The sequence below is a fragment of the Nocardia sp. SYP-A9097 genome, from assembly GCF_009649815.1.
GTDB lineage: Bacteria > Actinomycetota > Actinomycetes > Mycobacteriales > Mycobacteriaceae > Nocardia.
Genome location: NZ_WJIC01000005.1, coordinates 127,387 through 143,654, shown reverse-complemented (window position 1 = coordinate 143,654; position 16,268 = coordinate 127,387). Strand labels below are relative to the sequence as shown.

Genomic DNA, 16,268 nt, shown 5'->3' with positions numbered 1-16,268 from the left:
CAGCACCGTGACGAAAACCGGTGTCGCACACCCCCGTACCGTGCGGCAGGCGCGCCCTGCGCTGCGCCTCGGCGGGTTCTCGACGGTACTGCGCGTGAGCGCACTACTCACCGTCGCCGTGCTCATCGCGGTGCTGCTAGCACTCTTCGCGCTCGATATCGCCACCGGCGACTTCCGGATTCCACTCGGGCGAGTACTGGATGTGCTGGGCGGCGGCGGAACTCGCGCACAGCGGTTCGTGATCTTCGACTCCCGTTTGCCGCGGGCGCTCACCGCGGTCGTGGTCGGCGCGGCGCTGGGGCTGGCGGGCGCGATTACCCAGTCCATCCTGCACAATCCGCTGGCCAGCCCGGATATTCTCGGCATTACCTCGGGCGCGAGCTGCGGTGCGGTGCTGATTCTGGCCGGGACCGGCGGCGCGACCACCGGAATCGCTGCCGCGCCGGGTGTTCCGCTCGCCGCGCTGGCCGGTGGGGTGCTGACGGCCGTCGCCATCTATCTGCTGGCGTGGGGGCGCACGACCTCCGGCGATCGCGGCGTCATGGGATTTCGCCTGGTACTCATAGGAATCGGCGTGAATGCCGCGCTCCTGTCGGTGGTCAGCTGGCTGCTCAGCCGGGCCACACTCACCGATGCGGCGCATGCGCAACTGTGGCTCACCGGATCGCTCGACCGATCGGACTGGTCCACCTTCGCGCCCGCCGCGATCGGATTGGGCCTGACACTGCTGGTTTCCGCGGCCTCCAGCCGCACCCTCGCCGCGCTGCGCTTCGGTACCGACACCACCCGGGTGCTCGGTGTGCGTATTCAAACCCAGCAGGCGTTACTACTCGGCGCGGCGGTCACCGCGGCCGCACTGGCGACCGCCGCCGCGGGACCGATCGGCTTCGTCGGCCTGGCCGCACCGCAGATCGCACGCCGCCTGCTGCGCACGCCAGGCGAACCCGTCATCGCCTCGACACTCGTCGGCGCGATCGCGGTGGTCGGCGCGGATCTGGTGTCCCGCACCATTCTTCCCGTCGATCTGCCGGTCGGCGTGGTGACCGCCGCGATCGGCGGACCCTTCATGCTGTACCTGCTCGTCCGCGCCAATCGGAAGGCGACCCTGTGACAAACCCAAGCGCCGCAAGGACTCTCGCCGCGCAGGACATCACCCTCGGTTACGGCGAGCGCGTCATTGTCGACGGGCTGTCCCTCGATATCCAGCCCGGCGTGATCACCACGGTCATCGGCCCGAACGGCTGCGGTAAATCCACCCTGCTGCGCTCGCTGGGCCGTCTACTCGAACCCCGTGACGGCCGAATCGTCTTGGACGGCAAGGCGATATCGTCCATGAAGACCCGCGATATCGCCCGCGTCATAGGCCTGCTCCCGCAGACGCCGATCGCACCGGAGGGTCTCACCGTCGCCGATCTCGTGGCACGCGGCCGTCATCCGCATCAATCCTGGTTGCGGCAGTGGTCCGCCGATGACGAATCCGAGGTCGCGACCGCGCTCGCGCAGACAGGTATCGCCGATCTCGCCGACCGCACCCTGGACGAACTCTCCGGCGGCCAGCGTCAGCGCGCCTGGATCTCCATGGCCCTCGCGCAGGGCACCGACATTCTGCTGTTGGATGAACCGACAACCTATCTCGATCTCGCGCATTCGCTCGAGGTCCTCGATCTCGTCGATCGCCTGCACGCCGACTTCGGCCGCACCGTCGTCATGGTCCTGCACGATCTGAACCTCGCCATCCGCTACAGCGATCAGCTGATCGTCATGCGTGCGGGCCGCATCATCGCCCAAGGTCGGCCCGGGGAAATCATCACCGCCGAGCTTTTGCGGGAGGTCTTCGGCCTGCGCGCGCGAGTGCTGGAGGATCCGGTCTCCGGGCGGCCGATGATCGTGCCGATCGGCGCACGCCATGTGCACGGCGTGTACGGGCGGGACACGCCTGCTATGACCAATCCCACACAGCTACCGACCGGTTACGACGACTTGTAGTACGCATTCCTGTCGTTGTCTCCGTAAACTTATGGGATGGCAGGTCTTGGTGAACTCGAGAAAGCGGTCATGGACCAGTTGTGGTCGGCCGATGAACCCCAAACGGTACGACAGGTCCATGAGGCCCTCGCCGAACGCCGCGAGCTCGCCTACACCACGGTAATGACCGTTCTGCAGCGTCTCGCGAAGAAGAATCTCGTACTCCAGCAGCGTGATGACCGCGCGCATCGGTACGCCCCCGTGCACACTCGCGACGAACTCGTCGCCAGTCTGATGGTGGACGCACTACAGCAGGCGGACGAAGTAGGCTCACGCCGAGCCGCGCTCGTGCACTTCGTGGAACAGGTCGGAGCCGATGAGGCTGCCGCTTTGCGGGATGCACTCGCTAAGCTCGAAGCCACCGAGGCGGCACGCAGGGAGCCGAAAGACTCCAAGTAGCCCCAGCCTCGGCCCAGGCCCCCACAACGCAGTGAGCTGAGGAATGGACTTAACAGCGCCGGTATTCGCCGGTCTCGCCTTGTTGCTGGCGGGACCGGTCCCGGCGCTGCTCAGCCGAGCCACCTGGCCGTATCGGAGTCCCCGGGCGGCGCTGGTGCTCTGGCAGGCCATCGCCCTCGCCGCAATTCTGAGTGCCTTCGGTTCCGGACTCGCCATCGCCAGTCGACTACTGGTGCCCGGAGCCGACGGCCGGCCCACCACCACCCCGAGCAAGGAGATCGACGCCCTCGGCCTGCCACTATGGCTGGCCCTGGTCACGGTCTTCGCGCTCACCCTGCTCGTCGGCGCGCGCCTGATCTTCTCGGTGGTGCGGGTCGGCGTGCACACCCGTCGCCGCCGCGCCCGACATCGCATGCTCGTGGATCTGCTCGATCAGAGCGGGGTGGCACGCAATTCGGCGGATATCCGGGTGCTCGCCGCCACCGAACCCATCGCCTACTGCCTGCCCGGGCTGCGCCGCCGCGTCGTGCTCAGTCAGGGCACGGTGACCAATCTTTCCCAAGAGGAGTTGACCGCAATCGTCAGCCATGAGCGGTCGCATCTGCGCGCCCGTCACGACCTGGTGCTGGAGGCGTTCACCGCCGCACACGAGGCTTTTCCGCGGGTGGTGCGCTCCAAATCCGCACTGGATTCGGTGAAATTGCTGATCGAATTGCTGGCCGACGACTCCGCGGTGAAGGTCACCGGGCCGACGCCGCTGGCGCGCGCGCTGGTCGCCTGCTCGAATTCGCCCGCGCCGCAAGGGGCTATGGCGGCCGGTGGGCCGACGACTTTGATTCGTATTCAACGCCTCGCCGGGCCGATCGGCGATCTGCGGATCGCCGGTGTGGCCTATCTCGCGGCCGCCGCCATCCTCGTGGTCCCGACCCTCGCGGTCGCGATTCCGTGGTTGCAGGAACTGAGCCGATTGCTCAGCCGTGCCTGAGCCGCTGGACACGACTCCGGAAGCACCGCGCTTCGCCTCCTCCGCGGCAGGTGCGAAACGCTTCGCCGATCTCGGATTGCCGCCCATGCTGGTGCAGGCTCTGCGCCGCAATGGGATCGACACTCCGTTCCCGATTCAGGCCGCAGTGATCCCGGATATTCTCGCCGGTCATGACGTGCTCGGCCGGGCCGCAACGGGTTCGGGCAAGACCCTGGCGTTCGGGCTGCCCATGCTGGTTCGGCTCTCGGGCGCGCCCACCGCGCCCCGCCGCCCGCGCGGGCTGATCCTGGTGCCCACCCGTGAGCTGGCCCTTCAGGTCGAGACCGCGCTCGATGAGCCCTCCTTGTCGGTCGGTCTGCGGCTCGCGACCGCCGTCGGCGGCCTGGCGATCAAGGCGCAGGACGAGAAGCTGGGTCGCGGCGTCGATCTGCTCATCGCCACACCCGGCCGACTGACCGATCTGATCGGCCGCCGCGCCGTTGATCTTTCGGATGTGCAGGTCATCACCGTCGACGAGGCCGACCATATGGCCGATCTCGGCTTCCTGCCGCAGTTGACGGCGGTCCTGAATCGCGTCCCCGAGCACGCTCAGAAGCTGCTGTTCTCGGCCACTCTCGACGAGGCCATCGACAATCTGGTCCAGCGCTATCTGCACTCCCCCACCTCGCACACCGTGACCGCGCAACCCACTGCGAGCGCGCCTGCGAAAATCGTTGCCGAGGAACCGGATTCCGAGCTCCCCGATATCGCGCACTACGCCCTGCACGTGCGCCGTATCGAAAAGCGCCCGGTGGTAACGGAAATCGCCGCCCGCAAGGGCCGCACGCTGCTGTTCGTCCGCACCCAGCACGGCGCGGACAAACTGGCCCGCAAACTCCGCGAGGCCGGCATCTCCGCCGCCGCCCTGCACGGCGGCCAGGGCCAGAACCAGCGCACCCGCACCCTGGCCGCCTTCGCCGACGGCACCTGGCCGGTGCTGGTCGCCACCGATATCGCCGCCCGCGGCATCCACGTGGACGACATCTCCCTGGTCGTACACGTGGATCCCCCCGCCGACCCCAAGGACTACCTGCACCGCACCGGCCGCACCGCCCGCGCGGGCGCATCCGGCACGGTCGTCACCGTGGTAACCCCCGACGATCGGCAAGAGGCCGCCGACCTGGCCCGCCGCGCCGGAGTCTCCGTCACCGACCTGGAGGTCCGCCCGGGCGACCGTCGCCTGGCGGAAGTCACCGGAGCGCGCCGCCCATTCGGCCGCCTCGTCGCCGACCCGTCCACGGTCGCCGCTGCCGCGAAAGCCGCTGCCGCCAAACCGGATACAGCCCCCGAGCGCCACCGCCACCGCATCGATCCGCGCACCGGCGGCCGCCAGCACTCCAAGAAACGCAAACCGAACGCCACCCGCAAAGGCCGCTGATCACCTGCCGACCTGCCGGTAGCTCCGGTGGCGGGTAATGTCCGCCGCGTGAAGTTCATGATGGGGTGCGCCCTGGCCGTCGTCGCCTGTACGACGACGGGATTGCCTGCGGCGCAAGCGGATACCACGCCGACCTGTATCGAGTCGGACAATGGATACAAGGCTGAGTGGCAGGCGAGCTGGGCGATTTATCAAGCCGAGCAGGGTAATTCGACCGATTCGCGGTCTTCGATAGTGGTGGATCTCCCGATCACCATCGCCGCCCCACTACAGCAGGTGTGGTCGGTGTACTCGAACCTGCACAACGATATCGGCCGCCACCCGTTCCTCAAAGATGTGATCACCCACCGCACCTGCGATGACGCGGGCACCCAGGTCTCGGATTTCACCGCACTGGAAGACATTCCGATGGGACCGATCACCTTCCCCGGCCACACCCAGGCCGAACAGCGCCTGCACCCGGCGGAGCACTACTACACCTCCGACAGCTGGGATATCCCGAATATCACCACGCACCAACTGATCACCTTCATCGACAACGGCGACGGCACCACCACGGTCAACGAGCACATCACCTTCCTGGCCGACCCGACCCTGCTCCAATTCACCGCCGACAATGGCGCGGCCTCGCACCGCGCCTACCAGGCGGCCCTGAAACGCGATATCGAAAACGGTTCGCTCACTACCACGCGATAACCAAAGTCGTCTCCTGCGCGGAACGCGTCAGCAGCAACGAGACGCTCGCGTAGGACCCGGCCACCGCCGAATCGGTGAGCTCGCAATGGATTTCCCACTGCAGGTTCACGGCGGGGCACGACGTGGGCGTCAAGGGAAGCAGATGGTGCGGCAGGTCGGAATCCGGCCGGAACAACTCCTGATAAGAGTCGAACCGCCCCCGGCCTGCCGTGAACCGATAGTTCACATGGCAGGCCAGATCCTGAAAACCGCTACACCAATTACGCCCCTCCCGAAAACGGTAATCAGCCGGCACATCGATGCCCATCTCCGCCAACTGCCCGCGTGGATCGTGCTTCACCTCATCGGTGAACGCGTCACTCGCGATATGCCAGGCCGCCGGAGTGAGCAACGCACCCGCCACGAGCGCCAAGGCAGTGCCGCGGCGCAGCGCTCGCGGTCCGGAGCCGAAAGCCCCTCTGCCCCAGCCGAAGACCGCGAACAGGGCCGCGAGGCACAGGACTCCCGCCGCGACCGCGAAGGCCATCCCATCGGCCGCCAACTCACCGCGACTCGGCACCACCGGCGTCGTCCCACCGGATATCCGCCAGGTCAACAGCAGGGACGCCAGCACCACCGGCGACATCCACAGCGCCCCGGCCGCCCAGAAATCCTTGCGCTCCACCACTTCCCGCGCCCGGCCGGGGTTGTCATACCTGCGCGCGATTGCCCCACCCGCGAGCCGGATCCCGCCGATGAGGCCGACAATCACCAGCACCGGCGCGGTGACGACGCCGAACGGCACGGCCAGCCATGCCGCGAATACGCCCATTCCGATCTGGCGCAAACACAGCGATGGCAGCGAGATCAACCCGGCGGGAATGAGGAACAGCGGGAACACCCAGTACGGAACGTCCACCAGCACAGCCACTTCGAAGAAGAGCCCGCCCGCGACCGCGGCGACGAATCCGACCGGTCCGAACGCCGGACCACCGTACCTCGATCGCAATCCACGCCTGCTCGAACCCGGCGTCTCGACTACGGCCTCTCCGCGCGTCATACGCGTGCCTCCCATACACCCAGCCGGCCTCGCCGATTCCGACAAACCGACCGAATCCCCATGCCCTCCCCCAACTTTCACCGAACCCCGATTCTGCCCTGCTCCGTCGGCGTTGCCGAACGAATACCCCTTGCCCCGCCGCAACCCTCGCGGGAAGCGTCGGCCGAATTGGCATGCGACACACCGGCAATGGGGTCGACACGCGACGGTGTCGGGGCCGATTTATCGGATCAGCAATCAGATGGCCACCGACACCGAGGGCAGCGGCCACACCACCGTCGCGGTGGGGCCGCCGCCGTTCGAAGCGCTGTTCATCCCCGCGCCGGAGTGAACCGCGCAGTTCAGGTGAGGTCGGCGTTGCCGTCGATGACCTTGAGCTTGTACTCGAAATGGTTGATGCGCCAGCCCTTTTCGGTGCGGTCGAAGCCGAGGACGTAGCTGCCGATGAACCAGCGGGTCTTGCCGTTGGTGGCATCGTTCTTCAGGTGTACGGCGATGGCGTCGGCGTGCGCGCGGGCGGTGTCGCCGGTGATGTCGATGAGGTGGTTGCCCGCCTGATGGTGGACGGCGTCGAGGGCGCCCAGGCCCTCGGCCCAGTCGGCGGTGATGTCCGTGGCGGGGCGGGTTTCGGGGGTGCCGCCGAAACCGTTGTCGAAGTAGACCTGTTCGGTGAGCACCTCCTCGGCCATATCGGTCCAGCGCAGCTGGTCGCAGTAGACGAAGAGCTTGGTGATGAGGTCGCTGATGTCCAGCCGGTCGGTGAGTACCTGAAGATCGGTCACGGCGGCGAATCTAAGGCACTCGTCACCGGCCGGCAACCGGGTTTCGACGCCCCGGCTACCCGGCACACTCGCAGCATCCAGCCCGGCGTTCCGCCCCTTCCCGAGATCGCCGACTACACTGATGCGCTGCATGCGTTGACATCAGGTAGCGCGCGAAAGCGTGAGTTCGTGCCATTACCTGCCCCCGTAGCATGGAAAACGCGAAAACCCCATGTCAAACTATGAGGCGGCTGAAAAACGTGCAGTTCCTTCCCGGGCAGACTCCCCCCTACGACCTGACCTACGACGATGTCTACCTCGTCCCGAATCGGACGGAGGTGGCGTCGCGTTTCGATGTCGACCTGTCCACCAGTGACGGAACCGGCACCACCATTCCCCTCGTGGTCGCGAATATGACCGCTGTCGCCGGCCGTCGCATGGCCGAGACGGTGGCGCGTCGCGGTGGCATCGTGGTGCTGCCGCAGGATCTTCCGATGCAGGCCGCCGCGGACACCATCGCGTTCGTCAAGAGCCGTTCGCTCACCGCCGACACCCCGGTCACCCTGGATCCGGAGCATTCGGTCTCCGATGCGCTGGCGCTGATTCACAAGCGCGCGCACGGTGCCGTCGTAATCGTCGAGGGCGGCAAGCCGGTCGGTGTGGTCACCGAGGCCGCGTGCGCCGATGTGGATCGTTTCGCCCGGTTGAGCACCATCGCCGACGCCAATTTCGTCAGCGCCCCCGCCGACGCGTCCCCGCGTGAGGTCTTCGACCTGCTCGAGGCCGGTCACTCCAAGCTGGCCGTGCTGGTGAACTCGGACGGCACCCTCGCGGGTGTCATGACCCGCACCGGCACCATTCGCGCGGGCATCTACCAGCCGGCCATGGATGCCAAGGGCCAGTTGCGGATTGCCGCCGCGGTCGGCATCAACGGTGATATCCCGTCCAAGGCGAAGGCGCTCGTCGATGCCGGTGCCGATGTACTGGTGATGGATACCGCGCACGGCCATCAGCAGAGGATGCTGGAGGCGCTGCGCTCGGTGGCGGCCCTGGATCTGGGTGTGCCGCTGGTCGCGGGCAATGTGGTCTCGGCCGCGGGCACCCGCGATCTGATCGAGGCGGGCGCGGACATCATCAAGGTCGGTGTCGGCCCCGGCGCCATGTGCACCACCCGCATGATGACCGGTGTGGGCCGCCCGCAGTTCTCCGCTGTCCACGAATGTGCTGCCGCCGCAAAGGAATTCGGCAAGCATGTCTGGGCCGACGGTGGTGTGCGGCATCCGCGCGATGTGGCTCTGGCCCTCGCGGCCGGTGCCGCCAACGTCATGATCGGTTCCTGGTTCGCGGGCACCTACGAGTCGCCCGGCGATATGCGGATCGACCGGGACGGCAACCACTACAAGGAGAGCTTCGGTATGGCCTCCAAGCGTGCGGTCGCCGCGCGTACGGCCACCGACTCCTCCTTCGATCGGGCGCGCAAGGCACTGTTCGAGGAGGGCATCTCCTCCTCGCGGATGCGCTTGGATCCCGAGCGCCCGGGCGTGGAGGATCTGATCGATCACATCACCTCCGGTGTGCGCAGCTCCTGCACCTACGCGGGTGCGCGCAGCATTGCCGAATTCAATGAGAAGGCTGTGCTGGGCGTGCAGTCGGCCGCCGGTTTCGCCGAGGGCCGTCCACTCCCGTCGGGCTGGTAACTCGGAGTTCGACCCGGCGGGAACCTCGTGGAGCCCGCCGGGTTCGGCATGTCCGGCCAGGTCACGCTGAAGCCGGATGGGCCAGCCGGTAGCATGTCGATATCGGCTCGTGACGACCCGTCACGGTCTACCCCATGCGAAAGGAACCAGTTGTCACCCGCGTCCGAGGGCGCCGTTCAGGAGGGCTCCTCTACCGAGCCGGGTGACAAACCCGGCGCCATCGCTCTCTCAGCCACACAGACGGCCGGGTGGTGCTGACCGTGTCAGCCCTGCTCACCGTTCTCAGCCTGATCGGTTTCATCGCACTGACCGCCGGTACGGCATTGTTCGTTGCCGCGGAATTCTCACTCACCGCTCTGGAACGCTCCACCGTGGAGGCGCACGCTCGTGAGGGCGACCGCCGCGCCCGGCAGGTGCGCCAGGCGCATCGCACGCTCTCGTTCCAACTCTCCGGGGCGCAGCTGGGCATCACCATCACCACGCTGGTCACTGGTTATATCGCCGAACCGGTGCTGGCACGGCTGCTGGAGCCGATATTCGACGCCTTCGGCCTGGATTCCGGTACCTCGCACGGTATTTCGCTGGCCCTCGCGCTGATCCTGGCGACCTCGCTGTCCATGATCTACGGCGAGCTGGTGCCGAAGAACATCGCCATCGGCTCGCCGCTGGCCACCGCCCGCTGGACCGCCGGTCCGATGATGTGGTTCTCCGTGGCGTTCCGCTGGCTCATCAATTTCCTCAATGGCGCGGCCAATTGGGCGGTGCGGCGCCTCGGCATCGAACCGGCCGAGGAGTTGCGTTCGGCGCGTTCCCCGCAGGAATTGGGTTCGCTGGTGCGCACTTCCGCCCTGCACGGCGCATTGGATCAGCGCACCGCGCAGGTGGTGGATCGTTCACTGCAATTCGGTGAGCGCAGCGCGGAGGAGCTCATGACCCCGCGAGTGAAGATCGAATCCCTGGATCAGGATTGCACGATCGCCGATCTGATCGAAATCGCAAGCCGCACAGGGTATTCGCGGTTCCCGGTGATCGAGGGGGATCTCGACAACACGCTCGGCGTCGTGCACGTCAAGCAGGCGTTCACGCATCCGGCGACACAGCGCCGCACCATCAAGGTGAAGACCATCTGCCAGCCCGTGCCGGTAGTGCCCGCCAGCCTCGATGGTGACGAGGTGCTCGAGCGCGTGCGCGCCGACGGTATGCAGGTGGCCCTGGTGGTCGACGAATACGGCGGCACCGCGGGCATTGTCACCATGGAGGACCTCATCGAGGAGATTCTCGGCGATGTCCGCGATGAGCACGATGAGGAGGAGCTCGATGTGCGCCGCACCTCCACCGGCTGGGATTGCTCGGGCCTGCTGCGCGTCGACGAGGTCTCCCGCACAACGGGTTACGACGCACCCGAGGGCGAGTACGAAACCCTCGGCGGGCTGGTGCTGACTCGCCTGGGCCGCATCCCGGTCACCGGTGATGAGGTGCTGCTACCGGAGCCGGGCAATAACCATGCCCTGGATCCGCATACCCGCGGTGGCTGGATTGCCAAGGTGGAGCGCATGGATGGCCGTCGCATCGACCGGGTGCTGTTGCGGCCCGTCGATGCCGAGGGCCTGGCGGAGTGGGAGCAGAATCATGGGTGATTGGACAGCGGTACTGCTCACCCTGGCACTGCTGCTGGGTAACGCGTTCTTCGTCGGCGCGGAGTTCGCTTTGATCTCCGCGCGCCGCGATCGACTGGAAGCGCTTGCCGCACAAGGTAAACGCAGCGCCAACACCGTGATCGAGGCGGCACAGAACCTGTCGATGATGCTGGCGGCGGCACAGCTGGGCATCACCATCTGCTCGATCCTGCTGGGCCGGGTCGGCGAACCCGCTGTGGCGCATCTGCTTTCGGGAGTCTTCGACCTGGTCGGCATTCCGGATTCGCTGCTGCACCCGATCTCGTTCGCGGTGGCGCTGGCCATCGTGGTGGTGCTGCATATTCTGCTCGGCGAGATGATTCCGAAGAATATCGCCCTGGCCGGACCGGAACGCTCTGCGCTGCTGCTGGTTCCGTTGCATCTGATGTGGTTGCGACTGGCCAAGCCGCTGATCGCCCTCTACAACCTGGCGGCGAACCTGTCGCTGCGGGCATTGCGGATCGAACCCAAGGATGAGCTGGATTCGACGGTCTCCTCGGTGGAGTTGGCCGAAATGTTCGGTGAATCGCACTCCGAGGGCCTCCTCGATGAGGAGGAGCATCGCCGCCTCACCCAGGCGCTGGGCTCCAGCGACAGTATTGTCGCCGATGTCATGGTGCCGCTGGCCAAAACCCGTTCGGTCCCGCTGCGCGGTGAGGGCACCACCCTCGGCGATATCGAGAACGCCGTCACCGAAACCGGATTCTCCCGCTACCCGGTCCGCGCCACCGACGGCACCCTGGTCGGCTATCTCCATGTCAAGGATGTCCTGGACCTGGTAGCCGACGAAAAGGCCGGTCCGTCAACGCCCATCCCCCGCACCGATATCCGCCCCCTGCCCACGGTCAGCACCGGCGCCACCCTCTTCGAGGCCCTGGCCCGCCTGCGCCGCACCAATTCCCACCTGGGCCGGGTCGTGGACAGTCGCGGCAATACCGTAGGTATCGTCGCGCTGGAGGACCTGGTGGAGGAGTTCGTCGGCACCGTCCGCGACGCCACCCACCGCATCGCGGAGTGATTGTGCGACAAGATATTCCAGTGCTCGCGCCCGCCGACTGGCGGGCGCGAGCCGCCGCACACCGCGACAGGGTGGACGCCCTGGTAGGCCCCTACCTCGCCCAGCGAGCGATAGGCACCAAACACCCCGTAATCGACTTCCTCTTCACCTATTACGGCCACAAGCCCGCCCAACTGAAGCGCTGGCACCCCGGCTTCGGCACAGCCCTATCGGATTCCCCCGAATACGCGGAATCCCGCGGCTACCACCAACTCCCAGACACCCCGGCCCACACCGCCGACCCCGCCTTCCTCGAAAAGCGCCGCGACACCATCGAATTCGTCACCCGCCTCCTCACGGCAACGGCGACCCGCCCAGCCCAACTCTCCTGCTTCGGCCTACACGAATGGGCCATGGTCTACCGCACAGACGACCTCCGCCACCAACTCCCCCTCCGCCTGGGCTCCGCAGGCACCGACGCCGTAGTCGACTCAATGCAGTTGCGCTGCACCCACTACGACGCCTTCCGCTTCTTCACCCCCCAAGCCATCCCCCTGAACATAGAACCCCTAACCCGCGATACCCAAGAACACCGAGAACAACCCGGCTGCCTCCACGCCAACATGGACTTGTACAAATGGGGTTTCAAACTAACCCCCTTGATCAGCTCCGACCTCCTCTTCGCCTGCTTCGAGTTGGCCTGCGCCGCCCGAGAACTCGACATGAAAGCCAGCCCCTACGACCTCTCCACCTACTCCTACACCCCGATCCGCATCGAAACCCCCTCCGGCAGAGCCGAATACGTGCGAGCCCAAGCCGAAATAGCCACCCGAGCCGAAGTACTCCGCACCCACCTGACAGAAGCCTGCCGCACCCTCCTCAGCTCCGGTAATCAGGTGGATATTCACACCCCACACCTCTAACGTCGCTGCGTGCCGTTACCGATGAGCGAGAACGATGCCGGGCCCGTTGAATTGTCGCGAGCCGATCCGAACACCTTGCTCGGCATGATGCAGCGAGGTCGCGGTGCCTGCTACCGGTCCCGCGGAGTCGAGGGTGCCATCTCGGTGCTGCAGCATTATTTGCGGTCGGGCCGGGACCTCGACCAACCCTTGGACGTCCGAGAGTCCACCACTTGACGTGCGTCAAACACCATCTCACGTCAACCCTATTCTCCCGTGCTGCCGTCGATCAGTTCGCGGAGGAGGTCGGCGTGGCCATTGTGGCGGGCGTACTCCTCGATCATGTGGGTGAGGATCCAGCGGAGGGACTAGGGACAGCACGTCTTCCGAACCATGCTGAGGCTGAGGGTGATTCGTCCGAATCTGCTACGAAGGCCCCGGGCGCAACCCGTCCTGCCCGTAGATGGGTCTCGCTGCCCAGCCGACGCCGGAGAGCAGCCGGACTTCAAGTTCAGCAGCAGGACACGCCTATTTCCGGGCGGACCCTACCGAGCGGTCAGTTTATGGGTTAGCGTTCCGCGATGTAACCGTGACCACAGTGCATGACGTTTGTGCTGCGGGTCACCACAGCAGCTCTTGAGGGAATGGGGGCACCGCGATGGGGCGGTTTTCGGGAATGCGACGGTCTAAGCCCGCGGGGGTTTTCGCGACGACGCTGATCTGTGCGGCGATGCTGCCGGTGGGTGCGGCGTCGGCGGATTTGGCGGATGATCTGGGTAATGCGGTGCAGCAGTTTTTCGATGTGGGGCGCACATCGGTGCCGCGGGCGGAGTGTGGAGGGGATTCGCTGCCCGAGTCCGGGATGCAGGGCGATGTGCCTGCCGCGGACCGCCTCAGCGGGCGCAGCACGCAGGGGTATCGCTGCAATATCTCGTTTGTGGGCGGGTATCAGGGCAAGGGCGCGGGGATCACCTCCGCCACGTACGAGAATTGCTCGTATACGGGTTCGCTGTTCCCGGGCGATATTCTCGGACCCGCACAGGGCGTACAGGTTCTCGATGTCTCGGATCCGGCGAATCCCGTGGAGACCGCGAATCTCACCGAACCGGCCATGCTGGCGGGCACCTGGGAATCACTCAAGGTCAATGCCGAGCGAAAACTGTTGGTGGGCACCGGAGTTCCGATCGGCATCGGTGCGGGATTCCTGTCGGTGTACGACATCTCCGATTGCGCGCATCCGCGTCTACTGAATCCGGGCGCCGGCACGAATCTGCTTATGCCGCTGCCGATTACCACGCATGAGGGCGGCTTCTCCCCCGACGGCCGTACCTACTGGGCCTCGGGTATCGCCCCCGGTTTCGTCAGCGCGGTCGACCTCACCGATCCGGCGAATCCGCATGTGATCTGGCAGGGCCTCACCGGTATCGAGGCGCACGGCTTCGGCATCAGCCCGGACGGCAATCGTATGTACATCTCGGCGCTGGGCGGTTTCACCACCCTCGATATCAGCGCTATACAGCGTCGCGATCCGAATCCGCAGGTCAATCACATCGGCCGGGTGTTCTGGACCGACGGCTTCGCCACCCAGCACAGTATTCCGGTCACCTATGACGGGCAGCCGTACCTGTTCACCGTGGATGAGGGCGGCGCGGGCGGGGTGAAACTCATCGATATCTCCGATGACACCCACCCGCGTGTAGCGGCCAAGATCAAGCTGGCAATCAACCTGCTGGAGAACCAGGATTCGGCCATGGCCTCCGGGATGGGTGGTTCGGTGTTCTCCTATGACGCGCACTATTGCGCCGCCGACCGCCCGGACAATCCGACGGCCCTGGCCTGCGGTTGGTCCGAGGCCGGTGTTCGAGTCTTCGATGTGCGGGATCCCTTCCACGCCAAGGAGATCGCGTACTTCAATCCGCCCGCGCGTACCGGCCACAATCTGGAGCTGTGGAATTCCCCGCACGCGCTGTCGTCGATCATCGGTGTGCCCGGTATGGAGTTCCCGTCGGCGGCGCGCGCCATTCTGGAGGGCAAATTCGATCCGGCACAGGCGCTTTCGGCCCGCACCGGCATGGTGGCCTTCGGCGACCTCTCCACCGACTGGTGTTTCTCACCGCCGGAGTGGCATGGCAGTCAGCTGTGGACCAGCTGCAATGACAACGGTTTCATGGTGTTGCAGCTCGCCGACGATGTTTACACTCCGCCCGCCGATCAGCACTCCGTGGTGGGTTCATGACGGCGAATCGCTGGGTGCGCGCGGCCCTGATCGGCGTGCTGGCCGTGCTGCTGTGCACGGTGGGAATGCTGCTGCGCCCGCTGGTCATTCCCGAAAACACCTCCGCCCCACGGGTTCTGAACCCGACCGAGATCGGCTTCACGCAGGACATGCTGGCCCATCATCAGCAGGCGCTGATGATGGTGCAGCGCTTGGATACCGGCGCCGATCCATCCATTCGGCAACTGGCACAGCAGATCTCCGATACCCAGCGCATCGAGATCGGCACGCTGCTCGGCTGGCTGCGCCTGGCCAATGCCGCACCGACGAATTCACATCCGATGGCATGGCTGCCCGCGAAGGACACGCCTGCCGGACATGACCATTCGACCATGACCGGTAGCGCCGCGACCACCATGCCCGGTATGGCCACCATGCAGGAGTTGGATGCTCTCTCGGCGGCCAAGGGCACGGACGCGGAAACCCTTTTCCTGCAACTCATGCTGCGCCACCATCGCGGCGGCGTCGGTATGGCCCAGGCCGCCGACAAGCTGGTCGAATCGGGTCCGGTGAAGGAATCGGCACGGGCCATGATCACCGAGCAGTCCCAGGAGGCGGGAATCATGACCCTGCTACTGGCCCAGCGTGGGGTACAACCACTCTCATGACGAATCTCGAGGGACGCGTAGCGCTGGTCACCGGGAGCGGACGCGGAATCGGCCGCGCCATTGCCCTGGCCTTGGCGCAGGACGGCGCGGATGTGGCGATCAACTACCGCTCGGATGCGGAGGCCGCCGCCGAAACCGTCTCCGCCATCCAGGCTTTGGGCCGTCGCGCGATAGCGGTTCAGGCCAGTGTGGATTCGATCGAAGACGATGAACGCATGGTCGATCAGGTCATCGACGAGTTCGGATACATCGACCTGCTCGTCAACAATGCCGGAATCGCCAGTCGCGGAAGGTATGTCGCCGATACCGATCCGGCCGAACTACTGCGCGTCATCTCCACGCACGCGCTGGGCGCACACCATGTGTCCCGGCTCGTCTTGCCCTCCATGCGATCTCGCCCGCGCGGCGACATCATCATGATCTCCAGCGTCGCCTCCACCGGGTTCGCGCCCGGTGGCGCGCCGTACACCATGGCCAAGGCCGCATTGGAGGCGCTCGCGTTCACGCTCGCGAAAGAGGAGCAGAAGAACGGTATTCGGGTGAATGTGGTCGCCCCCGGCCTGGTCGATACCGAAATGGGCCGCCGCCTGGTCAAAGCCCTCACCGGTAGCGACGATATTCGCGAACTGGATGCGAGCTCCCCCTTCGGCCGTGTCTGCCGCCCGGACGATATCGCCAATACCGTGCGCTTTCTGGTCTCCCCGCAGGCGGAGTACCTCAGCGGCCAGAAGCTGAATGTCAATGGCGGCGGTTCGGCCTTCGGCTGACCCGCAATCGCATTCGCTGTGGAA

16 protein-coding genes and 1 pseudogene are annotated in these 16,268 nt (G+C 66.0%); 14 read left to right on the top strand and 3 right to left on the bottom strand.

Annotation, left to right across the window (positions count from 1 at the left end):
* Positions 1-7: 7 nt before the first annotated feature.
* From GFY24_RS13115 to GFY24_RS13090, 6 genes are all read left to right on the top strand, one after another.
* Positions 8-1,111: a FecCD family ABC transporter permease gene (locus GFY24_RS13115; RefSeq protein WP_375336043.1), complete on the top strand. Its 1,104-nt coding sequence runs from the start codon at positions 8-10 to the stop codon at positions 1,109-1,111.
* Complete coding sequence (locus tag GFY24_RS13110; RefSeq protein ID WP_309230797.1) at positions 1,108-1,986, top strand: ABC transporter ATP-binding protein; 879 nt, start codon at positions 1,108-1,110, stop codon at positions 1,984-1,986. Before GFY24_RS13115 ends, GFY24_RS13110 begins: the two co-directional genes overlap by 4 nt.
* Positions 1,987-2,022: 36 nt before the next feature.
* Positions 2,023-2,424 carry a BlaI/MecI/CopY family transcriptional regulator gene (locus GFY24_RS13105; RefSeq protein WP_153805307.1) on the top strand — a complete coding sequence of 134 codons (402 nt, stop codon included), beginning with the start codon at positions 2,023-2,025 and terminating at the stop codon, positions 2,422-2,424.
* Positions 2,425-2,467: 43 nt separating this feature from the next.
* On the top strand, positions 2,468-3,409 hold the full coding sequence (locus GFY24_RS13100) for a M56 family metallopeptidase (protein WP_153805306.1): 942 nt from the start codon (positions 2,468-2,470) through the stop codon (positions 3,407-3,409).
* An 85-nt stretch (positions 3,410-3,494) separates the two neighbouring features.
* A complete protein-coding gene (locus tag GFY24_RS13095; protein WP_153805524.1) occupies positions 3,495-4,826 on the top strand; it encodes a DEAD/DEAH box helicase in 1,332 nt (443 codons plus the stop codon).
* A gap of 48 nt (positions 4,827-4,874) precedes the next feature.
* The gene (locus GFY24_RS13090; RefSeq protein WP_153805305.1) at positions 4,875-5,522 is read left to right on the top strand and encodes a hypothetical protein; all 648 of its coding nucleotides are present in this window, start codon (positions 4,875-4,877) and stop codon (positions 5,520-5,522) included.
* Here GFY24_RS13090 and GFY24_RS13085 read toward each other — a convergent pair.
* Complete coding sequence (locus GFY24_RS13085; RefSeq protein ID WP_153805304.1) at positions 5,509-6,561, bottom strand: hypothetical protein; 1,053 nt, start codon at positions 6,559-6,561, stop codon at positions 5,509-5,511. The genes GFY24_RS13090 and GFY24_RS13085 overlap by 14 nt on opposite strands.
* A gap of 208 nt (positions 6,562-6,769) precedes the next feature.
* On the opposite strand from GFY24_RS13085, the gene GFY24_RS42925 reads away from it, so the two are divergent.
* The gene (locus GFY24_RS42925) at positions 6,770-6,892 is read left to right on the top strand and encodes a hypothetical protein (protein WP_255458652.1); all 123 of its coding nucleotides are present in this window, start codon (positions 6,770-6,772) and stop codon (positions 6,890-6,892) included.
* A gap of 10 nt (positions 6,893-6,902) precedes the next feature.
* Here GFY24_RS42925 and GFY24_RS13080 read toward each other — a convergent pair whose 3' ends face one another.
* The gene (locus tag GFY24_RS13080) at positions 6,903-7,343 is read right to left on the bottom strand and encodes a nuclear transport factor 2 family protein (RefSeq protein WP_309230796.1); all 441 of its coding nucleotides are present in this window, start codon (positions 7,341-7,343) and stop codon (positions 6,903-6,905) included.
* A 239-nt stretch (positions 7,344-7,582) separates the two neighbouring features.
* Between GFY24_RS13080 and GFY24_RS13075 the strand changes: the two genes are divergently transcribed.
* The 4 genes from GFY24_RS13075 to GFY24_RS13060 all read left to right on the top strand — a co-directional run bounded on the left by GFY24_RS13075 (position 7,583) and on the right by GFY24_RS13060 (position 12,615).
* The gene (locus GFY24_RS13075; RefSeq protein WP_309230795.1) at positions 7,583-9,019 is read left to right on the top strand and encodes a GuaB1 family IMP dehydrogenase-related protein; all 1,437 of its coding nucleotides are present in this window, start codon (positions 7,583-7,585) and stop codon (positions 9,017-9,019) included.
* 260 nt (positions 9,020-9,279) lie between these two features.
* Positions 9,280-10,656, top strand: coding sequence for a hemolysin family protein (locus GFY24_RS13070; RefSeq protein WP_309230841.1), 1,377 nt, complete (start codon positions 9,280-9,282; stop codon positions 10,654-10,656).
* A complete protein-coding gene (locus GFY24_RS13065; RefSeq protein ID WP_153805301.1) occupies positions 10,649-11,713 on the top strand; it encodes a hemolysin family protein in 1,065 nt (354 codons plus the stop codon). Before GFY24_RS13070 ends, GFY24_RS13065 begins: the two co-directional genes overlap by 8 nt.
* A 14-nt stretch (positions 11,714-11,727) precedes the next feature.
* Positions 11,728-12,615, top strand: coding sequence for a 3-methyladenine DNA glycosylase (locus tag GFY24_RS13060; RefSeq protein WP_375336042.1), 888 nt, complete (start codon positions 11,728-11,730; stop codon positions 12,613-12,615).
* 245 nt (positions 12,616-12,860) lie between these two features.
* On the opposite strand, the pseudogene GFY24_RS13055 reads toward GFY24_RS13060, so the two are convergent.
* A pseudogene (locus tag GFY24_RS13055) lies at positions 12,861-12,962 on the bottom strand (DUF664 domain-containing protein); the annotation flags it as partial.
* Positions 12,963-13,270: 308 nt separating this feature from the next.
* Here GFY24_RS13055 and GFY24_RS13050 point away from each other — a divergent pair.
* Genes GFY24_RS13050 through GFY24_RS13040 form a run of 3 tightly spaced genes read left to right on the top strand, consistent with a single transcriptional unit; the run spans position 13,271 to position 16,244 of the window.
* A complete protein-coding gene (locus tag GFY24_RS13050) occupies positions 13,271-14,830 on the top strand; it encodes an LVIVD repeat-containing protein (protein WP_228566264.1) in 1,560 nt (519 codons plus the stop codon).
* Positions 14,827-15,477 (top strand): DUF305 domain-containing protein, encoded by a 651-nt coding sequence (locus GFY24_RS13045; RefSeq protein WP_153805299.1) that lies wholly within the window; start codon positions 14,827-14,829, stop codon positions 15,475-15,477. The genes GFY24_RS13050 and GFY24_RS13045 overlap by 4 nt, the downstream gene beginning before the upstream one ends.
* Positions 15,474-16,244 carry an SDR family NAD(P)-dependent oxidoreductase gene (locus tag GFY24_RS13040; protein WP_153805298.1) on the top strand — a complete coding sequence of 257 codons (771 nt, stop codon included), beginning with the start codon at positions 15,474-15,476 and terminating at the stop codon, positions 16,242-16,244. Before GFY24_RS13045 ends, GFY24_RS13040 begins: the two co-directional genes overlap by 4 nt.
* Positions 16,245-16,268 lie beyond the last annotated feature (24 nt).